26 protein-coding genes and 1 pseudogene are annotated in these 24,245 nt (G+C 68.1%); 17 read left to right on the top strand and 10 right to left on the bottom strand.

Going from position 1 to position 24,245, the window contains the following annotated elements; genetic code table 11:
• Nucleotides 1-710: 710 nt before the first annotated feature.
• On the top strand, nucleotides 711-1,421 hold the full coding sequence (locus AB0M65_RS29600) for a hypothetical protein (RefSeq protein ID WP_364034625.1): 711 nt from the start codon (nucleotides 711-713) through the stop codon (nucleotides 1,419-1,421).
• Here AB0M65_RS29600 and AB0M65_RS29595 read toward each other — a convergent pair.
• Together AB0M65_RS29595 and AB0M65_RS29590 are read right to left on the bottom strand one after the other, a co-directional pair.
• Nucleotides 1,418-2,551, bottom strand: a complete 1,134-nt coding sequence (locus AB0M65_RS29595) for a hypothetical protein (RefSeq protein ID WP_364034622.1) — start codon at nucleotides 2,549-2,551, stop codon at nucleotides 1,418-1,420. The two genes, AB0M65_RS29600 and AB0M65_RS29595, sit on opposite strands and share 4 nt — an antisense overlap.
• A 62-nt stretch (nucleotides 2,552-2,613) precedes the next feature.
• Nucleotides 2,614-2,820 (bottom strand): hypothetical protein, encoded by a 207-nt coding sequence (locus AB0M65_RS29590; protein ID WP_364034619.1) that lies wholly within the window; start codon nucleotides 2,818-2,820, stop codon nucleotides 2,614-2,616.
• A 211-nt stretch (nucleotides 2,821-3,031) separates the two neighbouring features.
• Here AB0M65_RS29590 and AB0M65_RS29585 point away from each other — a divergent pair, with 211 nt between their 5' ends.
• The 7 genes from AB0M65_RS29585 to AB0M65_RS29555 all read left to right on the top strand — a co-directional run bounded on the left by AB0M65_RS29585 (nucleotide 3,032) and on the right by AB0M65_RS29555 (nucleotide 9,555).
• Nucleotides 3,032-3,799 (top strand): SDR family oxidoreductase, encoded by a 768-nt coding sequence (locus tag AB0M65_RS29585; RefSeq protein WP_364034616.1) that lies wholly within the window; start codon nucleotides 3,032-3,034, stop codon nucleotides 3,797-3,799.
• A 79-nt stretch (nucleotides 3,800-3,878) separates the two neighbouring features.
• Nucleotides 3,879-4,373: a PepSY domain-containing protein gene (locus tag AB0M65_RS29580; RefSeq protein ID WP_364034613.1), complete on the top strand. Its 495-nt coding sequence runs from the start codon at nucleotides 3,879-3,881 to the stop codon at nucleotides 4,371-4,373.
• An 84-nt stretch (nucleotides 4,374-4,457) separates the two neighbouring features.
• Nucleotides 4,458-5,219, top strand: coding sequence for an ABC transporter ATP-binding protein (locus AB0M65_RS29575; protein ID WP_364034610.1), 762 nt, complete (start codon nucleotides 4,458-4,460; stop codon nucleotides 5,217-5,219).
• The gene (locus AB0M65_RS29570; RefSeq protein WP_364034628.1) at nucleotides 5,219-7,753 is read left to right on the top strand and encodes an FtsX-like permease family protein; all 2,535 of its coding nucleotides are present in this window, start codon (nucleotides 5,219-5,221) and stop codon (nucleotides 7,751-7,753) included. Before AB0M65_RS29575 ends, AB0M65_RS29570 begins: the two co-directional genes overlap by 1 nt.
• Before the next feature lie 58 nt (nucleotides 7,754-7,811).
• A complete protein-coding gene (gene pyrE / locus AB0M65_RS29565) occupies nucleotides 7,812-8,375 on the top strand; it encodes an orotate phosphoribosyltransferase (RefSeq protein ID WP_364034607.1) in 564 nt (187 codons plus the stop codon).
• Nucleotides 8,376-8,494: 119 nt separating this feature from the next.
• Entirely contained in the window at nucleotides 8,495-8,887 is a 393-nt protein-coding gene (locus AB0M65_RS29560) for a DUF2784 domain-containing protein (protein ID WP_364034604.1), read from the top strand.
• 14 nt (nucleotides 8,888-8,901) lie between these two features.
• On the top strand, nucleotides 8,902-9,555 hold the full coding sequence (locus tag AB0M65_RS29555) for a TrmH family RNA methyltransferase (RefSeq protein ID WP_364034601.1): 654 nt from the start codon (nucleotides 8,902-8,904) through the stop codon (nucleotides 9,553-9,555).
• A 133-nt stretch (nucleotides 9,556-9,688) separates the two neighbouring features.
• On the opposite strand, the pseudogene AB0M65_RS29550 reads toward AB0M65_RS29555, so the two are convergent.
• Both AB0M65_RS29550 and AB0M65_RS29545 read right to left on the bottom strand, forming a co-directional pair.
• Nucleotides 9,689-10,066 (bottom strand): annotated as a pseudogene (locus tag AB0M65_RS29550) (molybdopterin dinucleotide binding domain-containing protein); the annotation flags it as partial.
• A complete protein-coding gene (locus AB0M65_RS29545) occupies nucleotides 10,045-10,176 on the bottom strand; it encodes a hypothetical protein (protein WP_364034598.1) in 132 nt (43 codons plus the stop codon). The gene AB0M65_RS29545 and the pseudogene AB0M65_RS29550, both read right to left, overlap by 22 nt.
• Nucleotides 10,177-10,249: 73 nt before the next feature.
• On the opposite strand from AB0M65_RS29545, the gene AB0M65_RS29540 reads away from it, so the two are divergent.
• On the top strand, nucleotides 10,250-11,269 hold the full coding sequence (locus AB0M65_RS29540; protein ID WP_364034595.1) for a glycoside hydrolase family 76 protein: 1,020 nt from the start codon (nucleotides 10,250-10,252) through the stop codon (nucleotides 11,267-11,269).
• A 57-nt stretch (nucleotides 11,270-11,326) separates the two neighbouring features.
• Here the strand turns inward: AB0M65_RS29540 and AB0M65_RS29535 are convergent, their stop codons facing one another.
• The 3 genes from AB0M65_RS29535 to AB0M65_RS29525 all read right to left on the bottom strand — a co-directional run bounded on the left by AB0M65_RS29535 (nucleotide 11,327) and on the right by AB0M65_RS29525 (nucleotide 13,938).
• A complete protein-coding gene (locus tag AB0M65_RS29535; RefSeq protein WP_364034592.1) occupies nucleotides 11,327-11,860 on the bottom strand; it encodes a GNAT family N-acetyltransferase in 534 nt (177 codons plus the stop codon).
• Between the two features lie 85 nt (nucleotides 11,861-11,945).
• Nucleotides 11,946-12,815, bottom strand: coding sequence for a substrate-binding domain-containing protein (locus AB0M65_RS29530; RefSeq protein WP_364034589.1), 870 nt, complete (start codon nucleotides 12,813-12,815; stop codon nucleotides 11,946-11,948).
• Nucleotides 12,816-12,903: 88 nt separating this feature from the next.
• Nucleotides 12,904-13,938: a LacI family DNA-binding transcriptional regulator gene (locus AB0M65_RS29525; RefSeq protein ID WP_364034586.1), complete on the bottom strand. Its 1,035-nt coding sequence runs from the start codon at nucleotides 13,936-13,938 to the stop codon at nucleotides 12,904-12,906.
• Between the two features lie 112 nt (nucleotides 13,939-14,050).
• Here AB0M65_RS29525 and AB0M65_RS29520 point away from each other — a divergent pair, with 112 nt between their 5' ends.
• From AB0M65_RS29520 to AB0M65_RS29490, 7 genes are all read left to right on the top strand, one after another.
• A complete protein-coding gene (locus tag AB0M65_RS29520; protein WP_364034583.1) occupies nucleotides 14,051-15,067 on the top strand; it encodes a substrate-binding domain-containing protein in 1,017 nt (338 codons plus the stop codon).
• Nucleotides 15,064-16,053, top strand: a complete 990-nt coding sequence (locus AB0M65_RS29515; protein ID WP_364034580.1) for an ABC transporter permease — start codon at nucleotides 15,064-15,066, stop codon at nucleotides 16,051-16,053. Before AB0M65_RS29520 ends, AB0M65_RS29515 begins: the two co-directional genes overlap by 4 nt.
• Nucleotides 16,050-16,877 (top strand): ATP-binding cassette domain-containing protein, encoded by an 828-nt coding sequence (locus AB0M65_RS29510; protein WP_364034577.1) that lies wholly within the window; start codon nucleotides 16,050-16,052, stop codon nucleotides 16,875-16,877. Before AB0M65_RS29515 ends, AB0M65_RS29510 begins: the two co-directional genes overlap by 4 nt.
• A gap of 16 nt (nucleotides 16,878-16,893) precedes the next feature.
• A complete protein-coding gene (locus AB0M65_RS29505) occupies nucleotides 16,894-17,784 on the top strand; it encodes a PfkB family carbohydrate kinase (RefSeq protein WP_364034574.1) in 891 nt (296 codons plus the stop codon).
• Complete coding sequence (locus AB0M65_RS29500; protein ID WP_364034571.1) at nucleotides 17,781-18,428, top strand: nucleoside/nucleotide kinase family protein; 648 nt, start codon at nucleotides 17,781-17,783, stop codon at nucleotides 18,426-18,428. The genes AB0M65_RS29505 and AB0M65_RS29500 overlap by 4 nt, the downstream gene beginning before the upstream one ends.
• Nucleotides 18,425-19,171 carry an SDR family oxidoreductase gene (locus AB0M65_RS29495; RefSeq protein ID WP_364034568.1) on the top strand — a complete coding sequence of 249 codons (747 nt, stop codon included), beginning with the start codon at nucleotides 18,425-18,427 and terminating at the stop codon, nucleotides 19,169-19,171. Before AB0M65_RS29500 ends, AB0M65_RS29495 begins: the two co-directional genes overlap by 4 nt.
• A gap of 185 nt (nucleotides 19,172-19,356) precedes the next feature.
• Nucleotides 19,357-19,770: a VOC family protein gene (locus tag AB0M65_RS29490; RefSeq protein ID WP_364034565.1), complete on the top strand. Its 414-nt coding sequence runs from the start codon at nucleotides 19,357-19,359 to the stop codon at nucleotides 19,768-19,770.
• 2 nt (nucleotides 19,771-19,772) lie between these two features.
• Here AB0M65_RS29490 and AB0M65_RS29485 read toward each other — a convergent pair whose 3' ends face one another.
• From AB0M65_RS29485 to AB0M65_RS29475, 3 genes are all read right to left on the bottom strand, one after another.
• Nucleotides 19,773-20,444, bottom strand: coding sequence for a DedA family protein (locus AB0M65_RS29485; RefSeq protein ID WP_364034562.1), 672 nt, complete (start codon nucleotides 20,442-20,444; stop codon nucleotides 19,773-19,775).
• Between the two features lie 176 nt (nucleotides 20,445-20,620).
• On the bottom strand, nucleotides 20,621-22,882 hold the full coding sequence (locus tag AB0M65_RS29480) for an MFS transporter (protein WP_364034559.1): 2,262 nt from the start codon (nucleotides 22,880-22,882) through the stop codon (nucleotides 20,621-20,623).
• A 3-nt stretch (nucleotides 22,883-22,885) separates the two neighbouring features.
• Nucleotides 22,886-23,404, bottom strand: a complete 519-nt coding sequence (locus AB0M65_RS29475; protein ID WP_364034556.1) for a MarR family transcriptional regulator — start codon at nucleotides 23,402-23,404, stop codon at nucleotides 22,886-22,888.
• A gap of 278 nt (nucleotides 23,405-23,682) precedes the next feature.
• On the opposite strand from AB0M65_RS29475, the gene AB0M65_RS29470 reads away from it, so the two are divergent.
• Nucleotides 23,683-24,105, top strand: coding sequence for a PPOX class F420-dependent oxidoreductase (locus AB0M65_RS29470; protein WP_364034553.1), 423 nt, complete (start codon nucleotides 23,683-23,685; stop codon nucleotides 24,103-24,105).
• The last annotated feature ends 140 nt before the right edge of the window (nucleotides 24,106-24,245 follow it).

The raw sequence follows: 24,245 nt of genomic DNA, 5'->3' as shown, positions 1-24,245 counted from the left end.
CCACGCCGAGCGCAAGTAGTCGACTACTTGCCAAGTACATGAAGGCCCCCTTCCTTGCGCCTAGGTACAGGAAGGGGGCCTTCATGTCCTTCCTAAACCAGCACCAAAGCCCCGCGACCCCTTCGGGCGGTGGGCCCGGTTGTGAATGGCAGGTCGGGTTATCGAGGGGTAAGGCGAAGGTAGTGCCTTCGAGCGAGAAGGTGCCTGGTCGTCGCGGCGCGGCACCGCACTCGCGTGCCCCAACCCGCAACTCGCGTGCTTAAAGCCGTAACTCGCGTGCTCAGAGACGTAACTCCCGTGCTTAAAGGCGGAACTCGCGTGCTCAAACCCCGCACACCGAGTTCGACGTCCAGGCACGCGAGTTACGTGTTCAGGCACGCGAGTTACGTGCTCAAGCACGCGAGTTACGTGTTCAGGCACGCGAGTTACGTGTTCAAGCACGCGAGTTACGACTTCGCTCTGGCGGCGAACTCGGCAAACAGGCCAGGCACAGCGAGCCCCGGGGCACAGCGAGCCCAGGCACCACGCCAGGGGTTGACCTAGCCCTCAAGAGAACCCGACTTGCCACTCGCGACCGGCCCGAGCGGTTGGCGATACAGCGATTTGTCGACGTTTCGGCAGGTCTTCCGGTGTTGTGGCACCGAAAGGGGTAGCGCGACACGGTGCCCGGCGATCACTTCCGGTGAGCGCAGGGGGATACCCTGACCGGCGTGGGTATTCCGGCGTGGATCTGGTTCGTCATCGCCGCCGTCGCGTTGGTGGCGGGGCTCGGGCTGCTCGCGGCCGACCGGGCGAAGGAAGGCTCGCGCAACCGCGAGCGGATGCGCTGGGCCGAGCTGCGCGGCTGGCAGTTCGTCGAGGAGGACGAGCGGTTGCCGCGGCAGTGGTCCGGCGGGGCCATCGGGTACTTCGGCGCGCAAGCCGCGGTCAACGTCGTGGCCGGGTCCACCTTCACCTCCGACGGGCGGCGCCCCGTCTTCATCTTCGACATCGAGACCGAGGGCCAGATCCCGGCGGTCGTCGTCGCCGTGCGCTGCAACCGCGTGCACGAGACGCCGTTGGAGATGTGGCTGTCCAGCGTGCCGTTCCAGCGCCAGGGCATGCCCGAGATGCTCGGCCCGATCGGCCAGCGCTACGCCTTCGCGGACGATTCCGAGGGTGCCCGCAAGGTGATCACCCAGGAACTCGTCGACGCGGCGGATTCGCTCGGCGGCGACGTCGGTGTGGCGTGGCTGGAGAACGAGTGGGTGCTCGCGAGCGTCGCCCCGAACGCCGGGCCGTCGCGGCTCGAACGGCTGCTGCGCGACCTCGGCGAGATCGCCGACATCGTGGACCCGTTCGACGAGGACTACGACAACGCGGCGGCCCCGGGCCGCCACTGGCAGGCCGAGGGCGCCGAGGATGTCGAGCCGCAGGCCTAGAACTGCTTGAGTTCCAGCGGTAAAGCACCGGCGATGACACCGGTGTGCGTCGGCTGACCGAGCACCGTCAGGTCCAGCGTTCCGGACTGCGTCACGTGCCCGGCCCCGCCGGGATCGGTGGTGGGCAGGACCCCGCGGCCCGACGTCGTCGTGACGCCGTGGATGTTCGCCACCTCGTCGACGCCGAGGTCGCCGCTAAGCGTGTTCGCGCCCGATCCGGTCGGCGCGGCACCGTGTTGTGCGAGGCTCGCGACCTGCTCGGTGGTCACCAGCCCGGTTGCCGGGCCGACGGTGCCGCCGAGCACGTGTTCCTGGCCGAAGTCGCCACCCGAGCCGACGTCCAGCGGCAGGTCGCCGGTGAACCAGCCGCCGCCGTGCTGCGCCGACGTCGTCCCGACCGCGGCGAACTGGCCGAGGTCGACGGCGTGCCCGGACGAACGGCCCGCTTCCATCGCACCGCCGAGGTCGCCGGAGAAGGCGCCGTCAAGCCGCAGTGTCCGGCCGAGCCCGCCCCCGGCATGCTGCTCGGTCTCGTTGATGACGCCGAACCCTGGCAGCGGCCCGACGGCGTGATAGGTCCCTTCGGACGCGCCGAGCCCGCGGCCGTCCTCGGTGACGAGGGACGCGGTGCCGGTGCGTGGGTCGAGCGCGGCGTCGGTCAGCCGCGCGCCGCTCCGCTCGAATTTGGTCTCGTTCCCGGCGGCGACGGTGCCGTAGCGCTCAAGCCTCATCGTGTTCCGCTGGCCCTGTGTGACGGCTTCGGCGGTCTTCGACGCGGCGAGCGCGCGCACCTTGTCCGGGCGGATCGTGACGCCGTCGCGGGTCTCGACGCTTTCGCTCACCGACCGGCGGACGTCCGCGACGAGCTTCGCGTCACCGAGGTCCTTGCTGTAGACGTTCCGTTCGGTGCTGCTCACGAAGCCGCGAAGGATGGGCGTGTCACCTTCGCGGGAGAGGCCGACTCCGCGGTCGAGGGTGCCTTCGCGTTTGTGGTCGAGAGGCAGTGGGATCGCCGCGTCGCTTGGGGCGGCGAGGGCGGTGGCGGGGCCGGCGAACAGCAACGCCAGCGGCGCGGCACCGGCCGCGACCTTGGGCAGATAGCTCGGCTTGCGCCTGCTGTGCTTCCCCATGAGCCGGGACGATACTTCCCGGCTTTGCCGGACGCACGTCAGGCCCCCACGGTGGGTGACACTCATCCCTGCTCGTCGGGCTCCGGTGCCTTCTTCGACGACGTGAGTTCCAGGTCTATGCCGCGAAAGGGCCGGATCTTGACCTTGACGTCCTTGTCCTTGGCGATTTCCGGAAGCTTCGCCAGGAGCGTTCGCAAGAGGGCGAGAGTGCCCAAGACGGTGATGAAGAGGAGCCCGACCGAAATCCAGGAGCCCGCTAGCCAGGACATGACGCACCCATTCGGCGACCACTCCGGAGCGGGCGGTCGCTGGAGTAGGTTCGACATGCCGAGCGCACGCGTGCTTCTTCGCGTCCAGGCTCCGGACCGATGCGCGCCGCATCGCGCCGGACGCGATCAGAACTGCCCGTGATGCTACCGGGAAAGCGTCGGCCGCGGCGGCTCAGCCCGCTTCCGGGTACCCGGCGAGTAGGTTCCCGGTATGACACAAACCGCCCTGATCACGGGCGCCACCGCCGGCATCGGCGCACAGTTCGCGCGCAGGCTCGCCGCCGAGGCGTACGACCTCGTGCTCGTCGCCCGCGACGTCGACAGGCTGGAGAGCTTCGCCGCGGAGCTGGTCGAGGCACACGGCGTCGGCGTCGTCGTCCTTCCCGCCGATCTGTCCGAAGTGGACGGACGTGCGCTGGTCGAGGCCCGGCTGGCCGAGGAGCCGGTGGACCTCCTGGTGAACAACGCGGGTTTCGGGCTCAACGGCGATTTCTGGACCATCCCGCAGGACGCGTTGCAGCGTCAGCTCGACGTCAACGTCACCGCCGTCCTGCGGCTGACCCGCGCCGCGCTGCCGGGAATGATCGAACGCGGCGAGGGCGCGATCATCAACGTCAGCTCGGTCGCCGGTTTCTTCAGCGGACGCGGTTCCACGTACACGGCCAGCAAGAACTGGGTCACGTCGTTCACCGAAGGCGTCGCGGCGTCGCTGCCGGAGAACATCCGCGTGATGGCGCTGTGCCCCGGTTTCACCATCACGGAGTTCCACGAGCGGGCGGGGCTGGACAAGCCAGGGCCCAAGGCTTTCTGGCTCCGCGTCGAGCAGGTGGTGGACGAGGCACTCGCGGATCTGCGCCGTGGCAAGGTTATCTCGGTACCGAGCCTGCAGTACAAGGCGATCGTCGCGGTCGGCGGCCTGCTGCCGAGGGCGGTGCTGCGCAAACTCGGCGGCGGGTTCGGCGGCAAGGGCCGCACCTGAGTCGAGAACCATCTTCACCCCACAGTGCCATCCGGCCGGGCGACGGTTCGGGCCCGTTCTGGGCGGGTATCCGTGGATCATGAGGTCATCACGTCTTGTCGCGGCCGGAGTGCTGACACTGGCCTTGGCCGCTTGTTCCACCGAGCAGCCGGCGGGCCCGACGACACCGGCGTCAGGCGCGAAGAGCGCGCAGCCGGTGAAGGCGATCGAAGCGGCGGCAGGCGCCGTACCCGACGGGCGGGTCTTCGATGTGGAACCCGCGAACGACGGCTGGGAGATCAAGGTCGCGTCACAGGGGCAGGAACACAAGGTGCGCGTGAGCCGGGACGGCGGTCAGGTCCTCGGCAAGCAGCAAACGGCCAAACCGGGCGACGACTTGGCGAAGGCCGGACAGGCGGGTGTCGACGCGGTCAAGGCACTGCGGACAGCGCAGCAGCGTCAGCCCGGTGAGCTGGACGAGATGGAGATCGACCGCGCCACCGACGGCACCCTTGTCTGGGAAGTCACGGTCCGCGATGGCACGGGGATCGAACATGAGGTCAATGTGGATGCCAAGACCGGCGAGGCCCGCTGAGCCGGTGAGGTAGGGCGCGCCCTACCCCGGAAAGGCAAGTTCGCCCCCGGGTGCTTCCGACCTGGGGTTCCTAGTGTTTTCCCCATGAACACTGGGTGGAACGGTGACGCGGCGGTCCGGCTCGACGGCGTCCGCAAGGAGTACGGCAAGGGCGTCATCGCCCTGGACGGGGTGACGCTGGCGTTCCCGCGCGGCGGCTTCACCGCGGTGATGGGCCCTTCGGGCTCGGGCAAGAGCACCTTCCTGCACTGCGCGGCCGGGCTGGACCGGCCGACGTCGGGGTCCGTCATGCTCGACGGGCAGGAGCTGGCCGGGATGAGCGAGACGAAGCTGACGAAGCTGCGCCGCGACCGGGTCGGCTTCATCTTCCAGGCCTTCAACCTGCTTCCGGCGCTGACGGTCGAGCAGAACGTCACGCTCCCGCAGCAGCTCGCCGGCGCCAAGCCGGACCGCCGCGTTGTCGAGGAGATCCTCGGCCGCGTGGGCCTTTCCGGCCGCCGCAAGCACCTTCCCGGCGAACTGTCCGGCGGCCAGGCGCAGCGCGTCGCCATCGCGCGAGCGCTCGTCACGCGGCCGGCCGTGGTCTTCGCCGACGAGCCGACCGGCGCGCTCGACACCCGCACCGCCGCCGAGGTCCTCGGCCTCCTGCGTGATTCGGTCCGCGCAGGCGGCCAGACGGTGATCATGGTGACGCACGACCCGATGGCCGCCTCCTACGCCGACCGCGTCGTCTTCCTCGCCGACGGCCGGATCGCGGACGAACTGCACGCGCCGACCGCCGATGTCGTCGCCGACCGCATGATTCACCTTGGTGCCTGGGGCAGCCCGGCAAGGGCGGGTGCGTGATGCTGCGACTCGCGCTCCGGACCCTGCGCCTGCGCAAGGGCGGGTTCATCGGGACCTTCATCGCCGTCTTCTTCGGCGCGCTGATCGTCGCCTCCTGCGGTGGCCTCATGGAGACCGGCATCCGCGGCAACGCCGAACCGCAGCGGCTCGCGGCCGCGCCGATCCTCCTCACCGGCGATCAGACGTTCGAGCTGCCCAAACAAGACCCGGCCTCCCTCGACCCCGACGACAAGCACAAGTCCGAGAGCGTCCGGCTCCCCGAGCGGGTCCGGCTCGACAGCACCCTGATCTCCCGGATCCGTTCCGTGCCCGGCGTTTCGGACGTCGTCGGCGAGGTGAGCTTCCCGCTCGCGGCGGTCGGTCAGCCCGCTCTCGGCCACGCCTGGGATTCCGCCGCGCTGACCCCGTACGCGCTGACAGCGGGTGCCGCGCCCGCCGCGGGCGAGGTCGTCGTCGAGTCGGCGTCGGGCCTGAAGCCCGGTGACAGCGTGGAGATCGCCGCTCGCGGGAAGACCGAAAACTTCCGTGTCTCCGGCGTGGCCGGTGCGCCGCGTTCGATCTCTCGGGCCGCGGTGTTCTTCGACGCCGCGGACGCCGCCCGGCTCTCCGGGCACCCCGGCAAGTCCGACGTCATCGGCGTCTTCACCAAGCCCGGCGCCGACATCGAGGCCGTGCGGGAAAGCGTCGCGAAGGCCGCCGCCGGCGCCACCGTCCTGAGTGGCATCGACCGCGGCGTCGCGGAATTCCCCGAGGCCGATTCGAGTGGCGCCAACCTGATCGTCATCGCCGCGGTGTCCGGCGGGCTCTCGGTAATGGTCGCGATGTTCGTCGTCGCGAGCACGCTGAGCCTGTCCACCCAGCAGCGTTCGCGTGAACTCGCGTTGATGCGGGCGATCGGCACGACGCCGCGCCAGCTGCGGCGCATGGTGCTCGGCGAGGCGCTCGGTGTCGGCCTCCTCGCCACCGCGCTCGCCGCGGTACTCGGCCCGTTCCTCGGCGAGTGGCTGTTCGGTCAGCTCGTCGAAAACGGCGTCGTGCCCCCGGTTCTGCGCTTCTACCAGGGCTGGCTGCCCGCCGTGGTCGGTGCGGGCGCGGCGATGCTCGCGGTGTTCATCGCCGCCTTCGTCGCCGGACGCCGGGCCGGGAAGATCCGGCCGACCGAGGCGCTCGCCGAAGCCGCCGTCACCCGCCGCTGGCTGACGCCGATGCGTGTCGTGCTCGCCGCGCTGTGCTTCGGTGGCGGTACCGCGCTGGCCATCGTGACCGTCGCCGTGATGACCGGCCCGATCGCGGCCAGCACCGCGGGTCCGGCGGTGATTCTCTGGGCACTCGGCGTCGCGATGATCACCCCTGGCGTCGCGAAGGTGATGACGTCGATCCTGCAGTGGCCGATGCGCCTGGTCGGCGGCATCGACGGCCGTCTCGCCGTGCTCAACACCCGCGCCGGGATCGTCCGGGCGGCAGGCGCGGTCACCCCGATCATGCTCGCCGTCGGCATCGCGACCGCGAACATCTACCTGCAGACCACCCAGCAGGAACTGGCCGATCAGGCGTTCACCGAGGACGTCCGCGCCGACGCCGTGATCGGCTCCGCGGCGGGCGGGCTGTCACCGGACCTTGTCCAGCGGATCCAGCAGGTGCCCGGTGTCGCCGGAGCGTCCGAGTTCGTCACCGGCAACGTGTTCATCGAGGCGCCGTACGACTCCTCCGACGACGGGCGTCCGGCCGTCGGCCTCACCGCGTCCGGCGCCGGGGCGATCACCGACACCAAGGTGACCCAAGGGGCCTTGACGGCGCTGACCGGCGCCACCGTCGCGCTCCCCGAAGTCTTCGCGAAGGACTTCGGCCGCGGCATCGGCGACACGCTGAGCCTGAAGCTCGGCGACGGTACCGCCGCCGAAGTCAAGGTGGTCGCGGTGATCAGCCAGCGTCCCGGCTTCGAGAGCTTGTTGCTCCCGGCCGGTCTCCTTGCCCCGCACACCACCGCCGGACTGGCTCAGCAGCTGCTCGTCCGCGCGGCTCCGGACGTCGACGTGGCGACGCTGACCGACCGCCTTCGCGAGGCGACGGCAGGGCAGCCGGTGTCCATCGGCGACCGGGACGCGCTCGTCGCGGCGCACGCCGCGGACCAGGCCGTCGGCGCGTGGGTGAACTACCTGATGGTCGGGATGATCATCGCCTACACGGTGATCTCGGTCGCCAACACGCTGGTGATGGCGACCGTGCGGCGGCGCCGCGAGTTCGGCCTGCAGCGGCTCACCGGTTCGACCAGGGCGCAGGTGCTGCGGATGGCCGGTTTCGAAGGCGGGCTCGTCGCGGTGATCGGGATCGTGCTCGGCACCGTCGTCTCGGCGGGTGCGATCGTCCCGTTCTGCCTGGTGGCGACCGATTCCCTGCTGCCGATGGGCTCCCCGCTGATCTACCTGGCCATCATCGGGATCGCCGCGGCCCTCGCGCTGGTGGCGACGCTGATCCCGGCCTGGGCGGCCACCCGCGGGCCCGCCGTGGACGCCGCGACGTCCGGCAGCGACTGAACGCACTGGAGGAAACACCCCGGACGTGCGCCGCGAGCCGTGTGTAAGACTCTCGGCCGTGGCGTACCCCGGGGTTGAAGAAGCGGCGAAACTCGAACTGGCCAGGTTGGTCGGCGAACTGGCGGTCGTGCACGGCAAGGTGACCTTGTCGTCCGGCAAGGAAGCCGACTACTACATCGATCTCCGGCGCGCGACGCTGCATCACGCGGCCGCGCCGCTCATCGGGAAGCTGCTCCGGCAGCTCACGCACGACTGGGACTACGTCGCCGCCGGCGGCCTGACCCTCGGCGCGGACCCGGTGGCGCTGGCGATGCTGCACTCCGCGGCCACCGACGGTGTCGTGCTCGACGCGTTCGTGGTCCGCAAGGGCGCCAAGGCGCACGGCATGCAGCGTCAGATCGAGGGCGTCGAGGTGCTGGGGCAGCGGGTGCTCGCCGTCGAGGACACCTCGACCACCGGGGGAAGCGTGCTCACCGCCGTCAAGGCGCTGCGTGACGCCGGGGCGAACGTGGTCGGTGTCGCGACCGTCGTCGACAGGGACACCGGAGCGCGTGAGGCCATCGAGAAGGAAGGCCTCGAATACCGTTACATTCTGAACAAGGACGACCTCGGTCTGTCCTGAGTAAAGCGTCCCAAAGGGGGCATCCTCCGTGTGTGATCGGAGGATGCCCCTTTTTTCGTGAGCGTTTCTCAATACGAACGGGGTAAAGTCGCTGGTAGGGGTGCGAAAGGGGGCTTGAGGTGGCGGGTTTCCTGGCGAACGTGACAGTCGCGGTGCATGTTTTCGCGCTGTTGTTCATCGGATTCGGTGGTTTTCTCGCGTGGCGGTGGCCGAAAGTGATCTTCGCGCATGTGTTCTTCGCCGCATGGGGGATCCTCGTCAATGTCTTCCCGTGGCCGTGCCCGCTGACCGCGGCGGAAAACTACTTCCGCCACCAGCGGGGCCTCGGTGACCTGCCCGGCGGCTTCAACGCCTACTACCTCTACGACACGGTGTTCCCGCGCTCGATGCTGCCGGTCGTCGTCGTGATCGCGATGGCCACCGTGATCATCTCCTACGTCGGCACGGTCCAGCGCTGGCGGCACCGCCACCACGACGGCGACGCACCGGCGCACCGCGTCAGCATGGGCTGAGTGACAATCACCCGGTGAACTCCGATGAAGCCGGCCCCACCGAATGGGTGGCCCGGGAAGAGGTCGGCGTCGGCCCGTGGGAGGGCGAGTGGCCCGCGGACGAGCGCTACGACCCGGAACTCCTGGCCAACGGTGACCGTCGCAACGTCGTCGACCCGTACCGCTACTGGCGGCGCGAGGCCATCGTGTCCGATGTGGACGGTCGTCGGCATCCGTTCCACGTCGCGATCGAGAACTTCCAGCACGACCACAACATCGGCACCGTTGTCCGGACGGCGAACGCGTTCGCCGCGGCCGCCGTGCACATCGTCGGGCGGCGGCGCTGGAACCGGCGCGGCGCCATGGTGACCGACCGCTACCAGCACCTTCTCCACCACGAGGACGTCTCCGGGTTGCTGACCTTCGCCGAGGAGGAGGGCCTCGCCGTGGTCGCCGTCGACAACACCCCCGGCTCCCAGCCCGTCGAGACCGCCGAACTGCCGCGCGACTGCGTGCTGCTGTTCGGCCAGGAAGGGCCCGGTCTTTCAGCCGAGGCGCAGAAGACCGCGGCACTGGTCGTCTCGATCGCCCAGTTCGGCACCACGCGCTCGATCAACGCCGGTGTCGCCGCCGGGATCGTCATGCACGCCTGGGTGCGGCAGCACGCCGACCTCACCCAGGCCTGGTAACGCCCTCAAGCACGCGTGTTACGCCCTCAAGCACGTGAGTTCCGTCTTCAAGCACGCGTGTTACGCCCTCAAGCACGTGAGTTCCGTCTTCAAGCACGCGAGTTACGCCTTCGAGCACGCGAGTCACGGGAAATCACACCGGGGCGACCTCCACCGGGATCCCGTTCAGCACGGCGTTGCCGGACGGGACGTCGAGCAGGGTCTCGTCGGCGACCAGGTTCGAGTTGACCCCGGCATGCGCCGTCGCGACCTTGGTGCGCGTTCCGTCGAGGTCGTGTCCCCAGCCGTGCGGCATGCTCACGACGCCGGGCCGGACGTCGGCCGTGACCTCCACCGGCGCTTCGAGCTTCCCCGCCCGCGACGTCACCGACGCGAGTCCGCCGTCGGTCAGCCCGAGCCGCGACGCGTCTTCGGGGTGAACCTGCACCGTGCACCGGTTTCCGCCGCGTACCAGCGGTGTCAGGTTGTGCATCCAGGAGTTGTTCGAGCTCAAATGCCGTCGGCCGAGAAGACGTCCTCGCGGTCGCCATGCACGCGGGTGACCAGGCTTTTCTCGTCAATCGTCACCTCCAGGCCGCAGGTCGCTTCGCACAGGGGGCAGGTCACATGCGCCGTGGTCATGAAGCACCTCGCGAGGTCGGGGACCGCCTGAACATACTGAGCGGTATGTCAGCGGGCAAGGGATGATGTCGCGATGAGTGCTCTCGCCGACCGGGCCGCGACCGCCGAGCGGGCGATCCGCGACCGGCATCTGCGCCGGGTCTGGGGGCTGCCAGGAACCGTGCTTGGCCGCGGCGGCTGGCCGCCGTCGGCCGATCAGCGCGTCCACTGGCATTGGAACTACTGGTGGCAGGCGCATCTGCTGGACACCCTCGTCGACGCGCAACTGCGGGATCCCTCACCGAATCGGCTGAAACTGATCGACCGTTTCGTGGCATCTCTGCGGCTGCGCAACTTCGGCAAGTGGATCAACGACTACTACGACGACATCGCCTGGCTCGGTCTCGCGCTGCAACGCGTCGGGCATCTCGGGCTGGACGTCCGCGGCGGGCTGGAGGCAATCAGTTCGCGGCTGCGCGAAGGCTGGACCGAAGACGCCGGAGGCGGGATTTGGTGGCGCGTCGGCGACAAGTTCAAGAACGCGCCCGCGAACGGCCCGGCCGCGATCTTTCATGCCCGCGAAGGTTCGACGCAGCACGCGGAGGGCCTGACCGGCTGGATGACCGAACGGCTCGTCGACCAGGAGACCGGGCTGGTGTGGGACGGCCTGCGTGTCGACACCGGCGAGCTGGTCAAGCATATTTTCACGTACTGCCAAGGCGTCTACCTCGGCGCCTGTCTCGAACTGTCCGAAATGGACAGAGTGGAGCGCACGATCCACGCGGTCGCGGAGCACGTCGCGCCGAACGGGGTGATCCGGGGACAGGAAGGGGGCGACGGCGGCCTGTTCGCCGGAATCCTGGCGCGGTACCTGGCGCTCGCGGTGCCGCTGCTGCCGAGTGGCGTGGCGCGCGATCTAGTCATCCGGTCGGCTGAAGCGTGCTGGACCGGAGCCGTCGAGACGCCACACGGGCCGCTCTTCAGCGCCGACTGGGCGACTCCGGCGCCTTCGCTGCCTCTCGCCCCCGACGCTCCCGAACGCGACCTTTCGGTCCAGATCAGCGCGTGGATGCTCCTGGAAGCCGCCGCCACCCTGACCGCTCAGGTGTCATGAAAGGGTCTTTCAGGACGAAATTTGTCTTGAAAGACCCTTTCATGACACACGCGGGAATCACCAGACGTCGCCTTCACGCCAGTCGCAAGTGAGCTCCCCGTCCAGATCGAGAGTGACCCCCACCGGCAGTACGTGAATGGCCCCGTCGTCCTCCTTCGTCGCCTCGACGCCCGAAGGCGTCATGGCCGACGAAGGACCTCGCCAGAGCAGCCATCCGCGCGACGAGTAGAACTCCAGGGCTTCGTCGGACGCCGAAAGCGCCCCGAGGTCGTACGCCTTCCGTGTGACCCGCTCCAGTGCGTCCATCATCGCGGCGCCGTGACCGCGCCGCCGGTGTTCGGAGCGGACGGCGACCGCCTCGACATAACCCGTCCGGAGGACCCGCCCGTTGTGCAGGAGTCGCCGCTGGACCAGTGACGCGTGACCGATCAGCTCACCGTCCTCCCACAGCAGCGCGTGCATGCCGCCGAGGGCGTTTTCCCAGTCGTGGTCGCTGAAATCGCCGTCGAAGGCGTCGTCCAGCAGAGCGCGTGCCGAGGTCAGCACGGTGGCTTCGAGGTCGGCGGTGTGCACGGTCCACAGGTCGGTCATTCCGCCATCATCACCCGGCGGCGGGCTTCTGACCAGCGAGATCCCCAGCACGCCTTCCCGATGAGGATCCATCAGCCGGGTGAATTCAGCAGCCGCACGACGCCCGGTGTATGAAGCGCGGCGCGAGCCGTACGGACTCGGGTCGTCGGTCCGGGTCGGTGATGCGGGCCAGCAGGAGTTCGACGGCTTTGCGCCCGATTTCCTCGATCGGCTGCGCCATCGTGGTCACCGCCGGGGTCACCTGTCCCGCCCACTCCATGTCGCCGTAGCCGACGATCGCGAGGTCGCGCCCGATCCGGATGCCGAGCCGGTGCGCCTCGTACTGGACGCCGATCATCATCGCCTCGCTCGCCACCACGAGTGCCGTTGGCGAAGGCCAGCTGTCGAGCAGTTTCGCGGTCGCGGCCGCCGCGCCACCCGGGGTCGACTGCCCGCACGCGACCAGCTGGGACGTCCACCGGATCCCCGAGCGGCCGAGGCCGAGCCGATAGCCCAGCGCCCGCTCCTCGTAGGTGGCCATGTCGTCTTCACCCGAGATCAAGCCGATCTTGCGGTGCCGCAGCCCGGCGAGATGCCGCACAAGCGCGCAGACGGACTGGATGTTCTCGGAGCCGACCTGGTCGACGTCGTTGCGTCCGGCCATCCGGTCGACGAGCACGGTCGGTACACCCATCCGGACCAGCCCGTTGATCACCGCTTCGTCACCGGCGGCCGGGACGAGCAGGACACCGTCGACGCGGTCCGCTCGCAGCGAGCGGATGACCGCAGCCTCTTCGGCGACGCTGTCACCGGTGTCGGCAAGGGTGATTTCGCAGCCGTGACGACGTGCGGCGCGGCGGATGGCGCGGATGAGTTCACCCGAATACGGGTTCGCGTGCACTGCCATGGCCACCCCGAACCGGTGGGTGACGGGGGTGTCCTCCCACAGGGGTAACGCCGGGGACAATGCGGTCATAGCTCCACGCCTTCATCCGAGCTTGAATGACCGTAACGGCTGACGGAGCGTCCCTCGGCGGCGAGACCGGAAAGTCTCGCAACAATCATCAATGTGAGTGAACGAGCGCGCATCCGCAGGACGCGCGATGGCGGAGCGTAGGCGGAATCCGAATCGTCTGGGCCTTGCGCGCCGGGTCGCTGATCCGGGCGAGCAGCAGTCGTACCGCCTGTGTGCCTATTTCCTCGATCGGCTGCGCCATCGTGGTGAGCGGCGGATCGACCAGATCGGCCCATTCGACGTCGTCGTAGACCACCACGGGCAGGTCGATCCCGGCCCGCAGCCCGCGTTTCCGCAGCTCGTGCAGGACGCCGACCATCATGCTGTCGTTACCGACCACCAGCGCCGTCGGCGGCTCCGGCAGCGCGAGCAGTGTGCTCAGTGCGAGCGCCCCGCCTGCCTGCGAGGACTGCCCGCACGCGACCAGGTCCTCAGACCAGGTCCGTCCCGAGCGGCCGAGGCCCAGCCGGTACCCGAGGATGCGCTCTTCGCTGGTGCTCAGCCCGGCCGAGCCACTGATCATCCCGATCCGCTGGTGCCCGAGTGACGCCAGATGAGCCGTCAGCGCGGACGTCGACTGGATGTTCTCCGCACCGACCTGGTCGACGTCGGTGCGGGTGGAGAGCCGGTCGATGAGCACGGTCGGAACGTCGAGTGAGACGAGTTCGCCGATCACCGAACCGTCGCCGGGTGACGGCGTGATCAGCAGTCCGTCGACCCGGCGGGAACGCAGGGTCCGCACGGTTTCACGCTCGGTGTCAACGGTGTCGTGCGTGTCCGCCAAGAGGACGGTGTAGCCCGCCGACGCGGCTTCGCGTTCGATCGCCTGGATGAGCAGTGCGAAGTACGGGTTCGCCAGCAGTGAGATCGCGACGCCGATCGATCGCGTCCCGCCGGTCACCAGCGAACGGGCGATGGCGTCGCCGGTGTAGCCGGTCTGCTCGATCGCACGCAGGACCGCGGCCTTGGTCTCCTCGGCCACCGCCCTGGTCCCGTTGACCACATGCGACACCGTGGTGATGGAGACACCGGCCAGCTCGGCGATGTCTCGCTGGGTCGGCCGTGAGGAGCGTGACGGCGGCATTACCAATCCTTACTCAGGTTCGCTGCAAGCGTTTGCGCAAACGCTTGCGAGGGAGCATAACCCTGTCTACCTTCCCGTTCATCACAGGACAGCCTGAAATCGGAGGGCATCCATGAGACAGCGCAGTCTCGCAGCGCTCGCACTGGTCGCCGCACTCGCGGTGACCAGTGCCGGGTGCACGGTCGAACGCCATTGGGGTGGCGGCTCGAACGCGGGCGGTGGTGGCAAGGCCAAGGTCGGCCTGGTCACCAAGACCGACACCAATCCCTACTTCGTGGAACTGAGAGCGGCGGCCAAAGCCGCCGCCGAGGCGAACGGCGCGGAGTTCAGCGCGCTCGCCGGCCAGTTCGACGGTGACAACGACGGCCAGGTCCGGGCGATCGAGAACCTCATGCAGCAGGGTGCGAACACGATCCTCATCACGCCCAGTTCGTCGACCGGGGTCCTCGACGCCATCGACCGGGCACGCAAGGCCGGTGTCCTCGTCATCGCGCTCGACACCGCGACCGAGCCGGACACCGCCGTCGACGCCACCTTCGCCACGGACAACTTCGAAGCGGGCCGCCAGCAGGGCGCGTATGTCAAGGCGGCGCTGAACGGCAAGCCGCCGAAGCTGTTCATGGTGGACGGCACCGCCGGGTCCACAGTGGACACCCAGCGGCATACCGGATTCCTTAAGGGTATCGGCCTGACCGACGCCTCATCGGAGATCAAGGGCAAGACACCTGCCAACGGCGACCAGAGCCTTGCCCAGCAGGGCGTCGAGAACCTGTTGCAGCGCACCACCGACATCAACGCCGTCTATTCGATGAACGAGCCGATGGGCCGCGGCACCTACGCCGCGCTCCAGGCCCGCGGCCTGGTGAACCAGATCGTGATGGGCTCGATCGACGGCGGCTGCGAAGGCGTCAAGAACGTGCGTGACGGCCAGTACGCCGCCACGGTCATGCAGTTCCCGAAGAAGATGGCGGAGCAGGGCGTCCTCGCCGCCATCGACTACGCCAAGACCGGGAAGAAGCCGAGCGGATTCGTCAACACCGGCTCCGCGATCATCACCGACAAGCCGATCCCCGGCGTGGAAAGCCAGGACACCAAGTGGGGCCTCGAGAACTGCTGGGGAACGAAATGACGACAGCGACGCTCAAAGGCAGCGAACGGCCGACCATCGGTGAGTTCTTCCTGCGCGCACCGGCCGTCGGGCCGACGCTGGCACTGCTCGTCGCGATCGTGGTGTTCTCGCTCTCCACGGACACCTTCCTCGATCTCGACAACCTTTCCCTTGTGGTGCAACAGTCCCTGGTGGTCGGCACACTCGCCCTCGGGCAGACGCTGATCATCCTGACCGCGGGTATCGACCTGGCCAACGCGGCCGCGATGGTGCTCGCGACGCTGATCATGGCGAAGCTCGTCGTCGGCGGTGTCTCCGGGATTTGGGCGCTGCTGCTGGGAATCGTGGCGACGGTGGTGATCGGGATGGTCACCGGTTCGCTGGTCACCCGGATCAAACTGCCGCCGTTCATCGTCACGCTCGGCCTGCTGACAGTGCTCACCGCGGCCGCGAAACTGTTCGCGAGCGGCCAGGCCGTCCCGGTCGCGGACACCCTGCTCAAATGGCTCGGCACCCGCCGCTACTTGTTCGGCGGCATCCCGATCACCTACGGCATGACGCTCGCTTTGCTGATGTACCTGGCACTTTGGTACGCGCTCACGCGGACACCGTGGGGCAAGCACGTCTACGCGGTCGGCAACGCGCCGGAATCCGCGCGGCTGTCCGGGATCAAGGTCAACCGCACGATCCTTTCGGTGTACATCGTCGCCGGGGTGATCGTCGGGATCGCCGCCTGGCAGGCGCTCGGCCGGGTGCCGAACGCCGACCCGAACGCGTTCCAGCTCGGCAACCTCGACTCCATCACCGCGGTGGTGCTCGGCGGCGCGAGCCTGTTCGGCGGCCGGGGTTCGGTACTCGGCACGATGATGGGCGCACTGGTCGTCGCGGTATTGCGGTCCGGCCTGACCCAGCTCGGAGTGGACGCGCTCTATCAGGACGTCGCCACCGGTGCCCTGCTGATCGGCGCCGTCTGCGTCGACCGTTTCGCGAGGAGGCAGCAGTCATGACGACACCTACGACGCTTGAGCCGACTCTAGCCGCGCAAGGACTGGTCAAACGCTACGGCCGGGTGACAGCCATCGACGGTGCCGACTTCGAACTGTTCCCCGGCGAGGTGCTCGCCGTCGTCGGTGACAACGGCGCCGGGAAGTCGAGCCTGATCAAAGCCCTTTCGGGAGCGGTGATCCCGGACGCCGGTGAGATCAAAGTGGACGGTGAGACCGTCCACTTCAAATCCCCGTTGGACGCCCGTCACTACGGAATCGAGACGGTGTACCAGGATCTCGCGGTCGCACCCGCGCTCGACATCGCGTCGAATATGTTCCTCGGCCGGGAAAAGCGGCGGAAGGACCTCTTCGGGAGAGTGTTTCGCAAACTGGATAGTGCCGCCATGCGGGCCGACGCGCAGCGGATCCTGGACGAACTCGGCATCAACGTCAAATCCATCACACAGCCGGTGGAGACCCTGTCCGGCGGGCAGCGCCAGGGGGTCGCGGTCGCGCGGGCGGCCGCGTTCGGCACCAAGGCGGTGATCATGGACGAGCCCACCGCCGCACTCGGCGTCGCCGAATCCGGCAAGGTCCTCGACCTGATCAACCGGATCCGTGAACGCGGCCTGCCGGTGGTGCTGATCAGCCACAACATGCCGCATGTCTTCGACATCGCCGACCGCATCCACGTGCACCGCCTCGGCAAACGCGTCGCGGTCGTCTCGCCGAAGACACATACGATGAACCAGGTCGTCGGCCTGCTCACGGGTGCGCTGAAGATCGGCGAGAACGGCGAAGTCGAAGAGGTCGCTTCAGCCGTGCACACGGGCTTGCTGAGCTGATGGCATCTCAGCGGGAATGAGTACTTCGATGCTGCGGGTGCTGCTGGCGGGCCTGTGCACCGTCGACCAGGTTCAGCGCGTCGCCGAGATACCGGCGCCGGGCGAGAAGGTGCGTTCGCTGTCGATGGACGTCGCCGCCGGGGGACCGGCGACGAACGCGGCGGTGACCGTGGCCGCGCTCGGCGCTCACGCGACGCTCCTGACGGTCGCCGGCGCGCACCCGCTGGCGGCACTCGCCCGCGCCGACCTCGAAGCGCACGGTGTCGACCTCGTCGACCTCGATCCCGGACTACCCGATCCACCCGCGATCAGCGCCATCGTCGTCCGTGACTCCGATGGTGAGCGCACCGTCGTCTCGCGCAACGCCCACGCTTCCTCGCGTTTCGTCCTCTCGTTGCGGTCCTTGCACGCGCAACTACCGCAACCAGAGGACGAATTGCCGGGGTGTGTGCTCCTCGACGGGCACCATCCGGAGATCGTCCTGCACGTGGCGCGCTGGGCGCGGGAGCGGAAGGTGCCGGTGGTGCTCGACGCCGGAAGCTGGAAGCCGGTTTTCACCGAACTCCTGCCACTGGTCGACATCGCCGCGTGCTCGTCGCTCTACCGCGGGGACGATCCACGTGAGTACGGCGTCCCGGTGGTGATCACGACCGCGGGGCCCGATCCGGTCCGCTGGTCGACGCCGGAAGGCTCCGGTGAGATCCCCGTCCCGGTCACCCGGGCGCGTGACACGCTGGGAGCGGGCGACGTCTGGCACGGAGCTTTCGCGTACGCGGTCTCCCATGGCAAAGGGGATGTCCCGGGATGGATCGCGTTCGCCAACGAGGTGGCCGCCGAACGGGTGCGGCATGAAGGACCGAGGTCGTGGACGGCCGCGGTCGCGAAGATCGGAAAGGGACTGCCATGACAGCCATGCCTACGGTGTTCGAGGACCTGTTGAGCAGGGCTCAGACGTTGGCGAAGCCGGGACAGCGCAGCGTGCTCGGGATCGTCGGTGCCCCCGCGTCGGGTAAGACCACGCTGGCTTGGGGCTTGGCGAAGGCATTGGGCACGAGGGCGGCCGTGGTCGGGATGGACGGTTTCCACCTGGCTCAGGTGGAACTGCGGCGTCTCGGCCGCGCGGAGCGCAAGGGCGCACCGGACACCTTCGACGCCGCTGGGTACGTGCACTTGCTGCGCCGGCTCGCCGAAGGACGCGAGACGGTCTACGCGCCCGAGTTCCGGCGCGAGATCGAAGAGCCGATCGCCGGCGCGGTCGCGGTCACGCCGGACGTCCCGCTGGTCATCACCGAGGGGAATTACCTGCTCATGCAGGACGACCCGTGGAGCGGTGTGAAGCCGATCCTCGCCGAGTCGTGGTTCCTCGCGCCGGACGAACCCGAGCGCATCGAGCGGCTCGTCTCACGGCACCGCCGCTACGGGCGTTCGCTCGTCGACGCCCGCCGCCGCGCGCTCGGCTCCGACCAGCGCAACGCCGATTTGATCGCGTCCACCAGCAACCGGGCCGACCTGGTCCTCGAGAACCTCCCGCTGGTTAACTTCGCCATATGACCGGGGTTCTCATCGTCACAGGCGGCAGCAAGGGTATCGGCGCGGCGGTCTGCGAGCTGGCCGCCGCGCGCGGTTACGACGTCGTCGTCAACTACGCGGGTGACACCGAAGCGGCCGAGGGCGTCGCTTCGCGCGTCCGGAAACACGGCGTCCAGGCAATCACCCGGCGCGGCGATGTCGCGTCCGAAGACGACGTGGTGGCCTTGTTCGACGCGGCCGCCGGACTCGGCCCGCTCGCCGGGGTGGTCGCCAACGCGGCCATCACCGGCAACACCCCTGGCCGCCTCGACGAATACGACGTCGACGTCGTCCGCCGTGTGGTCGATGTCAACATCACGGGTGTCTTCCTGTGCGTCCGCGAGGGCATTCGCCGGATGTCCACCCGGTACGGCGGCGCGGGCGGCGCGATCGTGACGGTGTCGTCCACCGCCGCACGCACCGGATCACCCGGTGAATGGGTTCACTACGCGGGAACCAAGGCCGCGGTCGAAACAATGACCTACGGTGTGGCGCAAGAGGTGGCGAAAGAATCCATTCGGGTCAATGCGGTCGCACCGGGCATGATCCACACCGGACTTCACGCGGCGGCGGGAATGCCCGATCGGATGGACCGGCTCGCCCCGACCATCCCGATGGGGCGTGCCGGTGAACCCGGCGAAGTCGCGGAAGCCGTGCTGTGGCTGCTATCTCCGGCGGCGTCGTACACCACGGGGACCGTGCTGACCGTCGGCGGAGGACGTTGACCCTCGCGGCCACGGACCGGTTACGACGGGATATCGGGTCCGCGTCCGGTTCAGCCACGTTTTAACACTGTTTCCCGGGCGATATCACGATTCATGTGGGAAGTCGGCGGATCACCTCGCCGTCAGAGGCGCCTGTGTCACCCTGGTGGCGCCCCCAAGCTTCTTGATCAGGACGGTCATCCCCGATGTCCAAGCTCATGTCTGTGCACCACCTGGCACTCACCGTGACCGACGTGGACCGGAGCGTGCCCTGGTACGCCCGCGTGCTCGAACTCGAGGAGTTCACGCGTCGCGAGGACCCGGAAACGGGCCTGCGCAAGGTCGTGCTGCGGTCGCCGAGCGAGGGTTTCGCGGTGGTGCTCGTCGAGCATCAAGACACCGAACGGCCTCCGTTCGATGAACGCCGGACCGGTCTGGACCACGTGGCGTTCAAGGTCTCGTCACCTTCCGAACTGGCGGAGTGGGAAGCACGCCTTTCGGAGTACGGCGTCGTTTACACGCCGTCGAAGGGATCGCGAACGCTGGAGGGCTCGTCGGTCATCGTGTTCCGCGACCCCGACGGCATTCAGCTGGAGATCTGGGCGGACCCGGAGGCTTAGGATCAGGTGGTCGCGTTCTCTTCGACCTCGTCGGCCGGGCGGCGCATTTCCTGGCGATAGCGGATCACGCCGTAGCCCGTGCCCACCACGAAGAACGCGATGCTGACCCACAACGCGGCCGTCTTGACCCACGGCAGCTGGTCGAGCAGCCCGGCTCCGTAGTAACCGAGCAGCACCAGCGTCGGCACCCAGAGCAGCCCGCCGAGCGCGGTCGCGAGGGCGAACCGGCGCGGATCCATCCGCGCGGTCCCCGCGATGAGCGGCGCCAGCGTACGGATCCACGGGATCCAGCGCGCGGCGACGATGGCGAAGAAGCCCTTGCGATCGAGGAAGGCCCTGGCACGGTCGAGGTTGTGCCGGTTGAGCACCTTGCCGCCACGCCGCGCGATCAGTTTCGTCCCGGTCGACCGGCCGATGTAATAACCCACCTGGTTGCCGAGGATCGCGACGAGCAGTGCGGCGGCCGAGAGCAGCCACGCGTTCAGATCGGAGCCGTGCTGCGCGAGGACGACCCCGGCCGCGAACAGCAGGGAGTCGCCGGGCAGGAAAAGCCCGATGATCAGCGCGCACTCCACGAAGATGAAGCTGAGCACGATCACCCAGACGAGCACCGGCCCGGCGGTGTCGAGCCAGCTCACGCCGATGCCCGCGGCCTCGGTGTACACCTCACTCACGACGTGAGCCTACGTGTATCCGGCGAACCGTACGCGACCGAACCATGAAGAACGGACCTTTCTCGGGTGTTCCGCCCGTGGCCGGTACACCTGCGCCGGATGTCATAAGGGGTCCCCATGGGACGAAATTCGTCTCATGGGGACCCCTCATGACATGCCGCTCGCGCTACTCGCGCCTAGTGCTCGACGAGCGCGTCGAGCGCCTGGTCGTAGCCCAGCCGGACGTCGTGTTCGGCCTGGTCACCGCCCAGCAGTTCCACCCGGCTGGTGGCGGGCGGGTAGCCGCTGGCGATCACCGTGTACGTCCCGGCGGGCAGGTCACTGATCGTGTAGTTGCCCTCCGCGTCGGTCCTCGCCACGGCGGCGACGCCGCCAGAGGAGTCGAGCACGGTGATCCGCGCGTCCGGCACCACCCGCTCGCCGTCGGTCGTGGCGACCCCGCTCAGCAGGATCGTGCTGACCAGTTCGACGTCGTGACGCAGCACGCCGGCGCCAGTCGCGGTCAGCGTCGCCGCGACCGGCCGGAACCAGCGGCCACTGGCGACGATGGTGTACCGCCCGCCCACGATGCCGGCGAACGAGTAGACGCCGTTCTCTCCGGTGTTCGTCCTGGCGACCTGGTTGCCGTTGTGGTCGATCAAGGTCAGCGCCGCACCCGCCACGTTCGTCGCGTCGTCCCGGCGGACATGCCCGGTGATCTGCGCGGATCCCGCCCGGTAGACCCCGTTGCCGTTGGGCGCGTGGCCGTTGGTCATCGCGTGCTTGCCCGGCTCGGGAGCCACCGGGGTGGTCACCTCGGTCGGCGTGCTGTCCTCTTCAAGGAGGGCTTCGCCGCCTTCGAGGGCCGACGCCGCGGAGGGCGCCGAGCCGCCGAGCAGCGGGATCTCCTTCATGAACATCAGCACCAGCGTCGCCAGCAGCGCGACCGCGCCGGCCACGTAAAACACCGTCGTGATCGACTCGGTGAAGCCGATCAGCACCGGGGTCTTGATGGCTTCCGGCAGGGTCGCGATACCGCTCGTGTTCGTCGACAGGTCGCCCAGCGCCGCCGCACCTTCACCGGTCGGCGCGTTGCCGCCGAACGCCTTGGTGATGTTGCCCGGCAGGACGTTGAACAGGATCGTCAGGAACACCGCGACACCCGCGGTACCACCGATCTGCCGGAAGAACGTCGCCGAAGCGGTCGAGACGCCCATGTCACTGCGCGGGCCCGCGTTCTGCACCGCGATGATCAGCGTCTGCATGCAGGCACCGAGGCCGAGACCGATGATCGCGGCCGCGACCAGCGGGTGCCACAGGGCGCTGTTGTACTCGACCTGCGCGAAGAAGAACGCGCCCGCCGCGATCAGCAGCGTGCCGACCACCGGGAACACCTTGTAGCGTCCGGTCTTGCTGGTGATCTGGCCCGAGATGATCGAACCGCTCATGATGCCCGCCATCAGCGGGATCATCAGCAGCCCCGATTCGGTCGGCGAGTAACCCTGAACCACCTGCATGTACTGCGGGATCATCATGATCGCGCCGAACATCGCCACCCCGACGATGACACCGCCGATGATCGCGACCGTGAACGTCGAGTTCTTGAACAGCCGCAGCGGGATCAGCGCCGCGTCCTTCATCAGCTTCTCGATGAAGATGAAGGCGACCACGCCGATGGCGCCGATGGCGTAGCAAATGATCGCGTTCTGCGAGCCCCAGCCCCACTTGTTGCCCTGCTCGGCGACGATCAGGAACGGCACCACGGCGACGACGAGCGCGAGCCCGCCCCACCAGTCGATCTTGTGGTCGTGCCGCTGGTGCGGCACGTTCAGCACGCGGGCGACGACGAACAGCGCGACGATCGCGATCGGCACGTTGATCAGGAACACCCAGCGCCAGCCGTCGATCGGACTGCCGAAGAAGCTGCCGAGGCTGTCGAAGTCGGCGAAGAATCCGCCGAGCACCGGGCCGAGCACCGTGGAGATACCGAATACGGCGAGGAAGTAGCCCTGGTAGCGGGCGCGTTCCCGCGGCGGCACGATGTCGCCCATGATCGTCATCGCCAGCGACATCAGACCACCGGCGCCGAGGCCCTGGATCGCGCGGAACGCGGCCAGCTCGTACATCGACGTCGCGAACGCCGAGGCGACCGAGCCGACAAGGAAGATCGAGATCGCGGCGATGTAGAACGGCTTGCGCCCGTAGATGTCGGACAGCTTGCCGTAGATCGGCGTGACGATCGTCGAGGTGATCAGGTAGGCCGTGGTGATCCAGGCCTGCAGGTCGAACCCGTTGAGATCGTTCGCGATCCGGACGATCGAGGTCCCCACGATCGTCTGGTCGAGCGCCGCCAGGAACATGCCCGACATCAGGCCGATCAGAATCGTGACGATCTGACGGTGACTGAGCCGGGGACCGTCTTCATGGACGGCTGGCGGACTTTCTACTGCGGAACTCATTGTTCAGGCCCCCTTGGCCTTCGACGCCGACGCGGGGTCGGCGAACTGTGGAGATGTTTTTTCGATGTTGTTGTTCAGCCGGTTGAACAGCGAGTTGAGGGTCTGCCGGTCTTCGTCGGACCAGTCGCCGAGCACCTCGGCCAGCCACTGATTCCGCTGCTTGCGGTTCTCCTCGAACACCCGAAGTCCTTCGGCGGTCGGTGCGAGCAGGCAAGCGCGGCCGTCCTCGGGGTCGGCCAGGCGCTCGACCAGCCCGTGCTGGACGAGAGAACTCGACTGCCTGCTGATGGTCGAGATCTCGGAGTGCAGGAACTCGGCGAGCTTGCTGGTCCGCTGGGGCCCGACGTGGATGAGGCAGAAAAGGATCGCGTACGCGGCCCGCTCGATGCCGTCCGGCCCTTGCTTGGACACCTGCGACTTCGCCCGGTTGACCAGGCGCACGAGCCGCACGAGCTCATGCCCGAGGGTGTCGGCCAGATCGAGGTCGGCCTTCGATCTGGTGCCGGGTGTCGTGGAAGTCATGGAGTCTCTCTCGCCGGTTGCTTGGTCACTGCAACTAGTTGCCTAGAGCAAGGATGTTCCTCTCAAGAGTGGTTCGCAAGGAGAAAGCGACCTTGTGTGTCGGACAACACTTTAGTTGCCGCATGCAAGCACATTTATTCGTGCATGTTTGTCCGGTTCGCCCGGCTCTAGGGTGCTGAGCTGGTCTTTTATCGAGAGGTAAGGCAAACGTGGCGTGACGGGTTCAGCGGCGGGAGCGGGCTCTTCAGGGGCGCGGCTGCTCGCGCTTTGATGGAGTCATGACCGACACCGCGCTCTACGCGATCCTGGCCGCCCGCGACTTCGGCACCCTCGCCACCATCAAACGCGACGGCAGGCCCCAGCTGTCGACCGTCAACTACCTCTACGACGCGGACGCCGGCGCGATCCTGATCTCGATCACCGCGCCGCGCGCCAAGACCAAGAACCTCCAGCGCGACCCGCGGGCGACGTTCCACGTGTCGACCGAAAGCGGCAACGGGTACGTCGTCGTCGAGGGTCCGGCCGTCTTGACGCCGACCGCCGCCTCTCGCGACGACGCGACCGTCGACGCGCTGGTCGATCACTACCGGCGGGCGCGGGGCGAACACCCGGACTGGGACGAGTTCCGCGACGCCATGGTCGCCGACCAGCGCGTCCTGCTGACCATCCCGATCGAACGCGTCTACGGCATCCAGATGTAGGCGCGACTGCCCTTTCGCGGGCGCGGCGGGGCCTTGGGTGGGCGCGGGTGGGCATCGGCGCGGGTTGTCGTGAGTGTTTTGGGTCGTTCTAACGACCCAAAACAGATAGGAATATCACAAGAATGAACTACACTCACCTC

Source organism: Amycolatopsis sp. NPDC051071, from assembly GCF_040682875.1.
GTDB lineage: Bacteria > Actinomycetota > Actinomycetes > Mycobacteriales > Pseudonocardiaceae > Amycolatopsis.
Note: the sequence above shows the minus strand (reverse complement) of the source record. Positions and strands in the feature narration are given on the sequence as shown.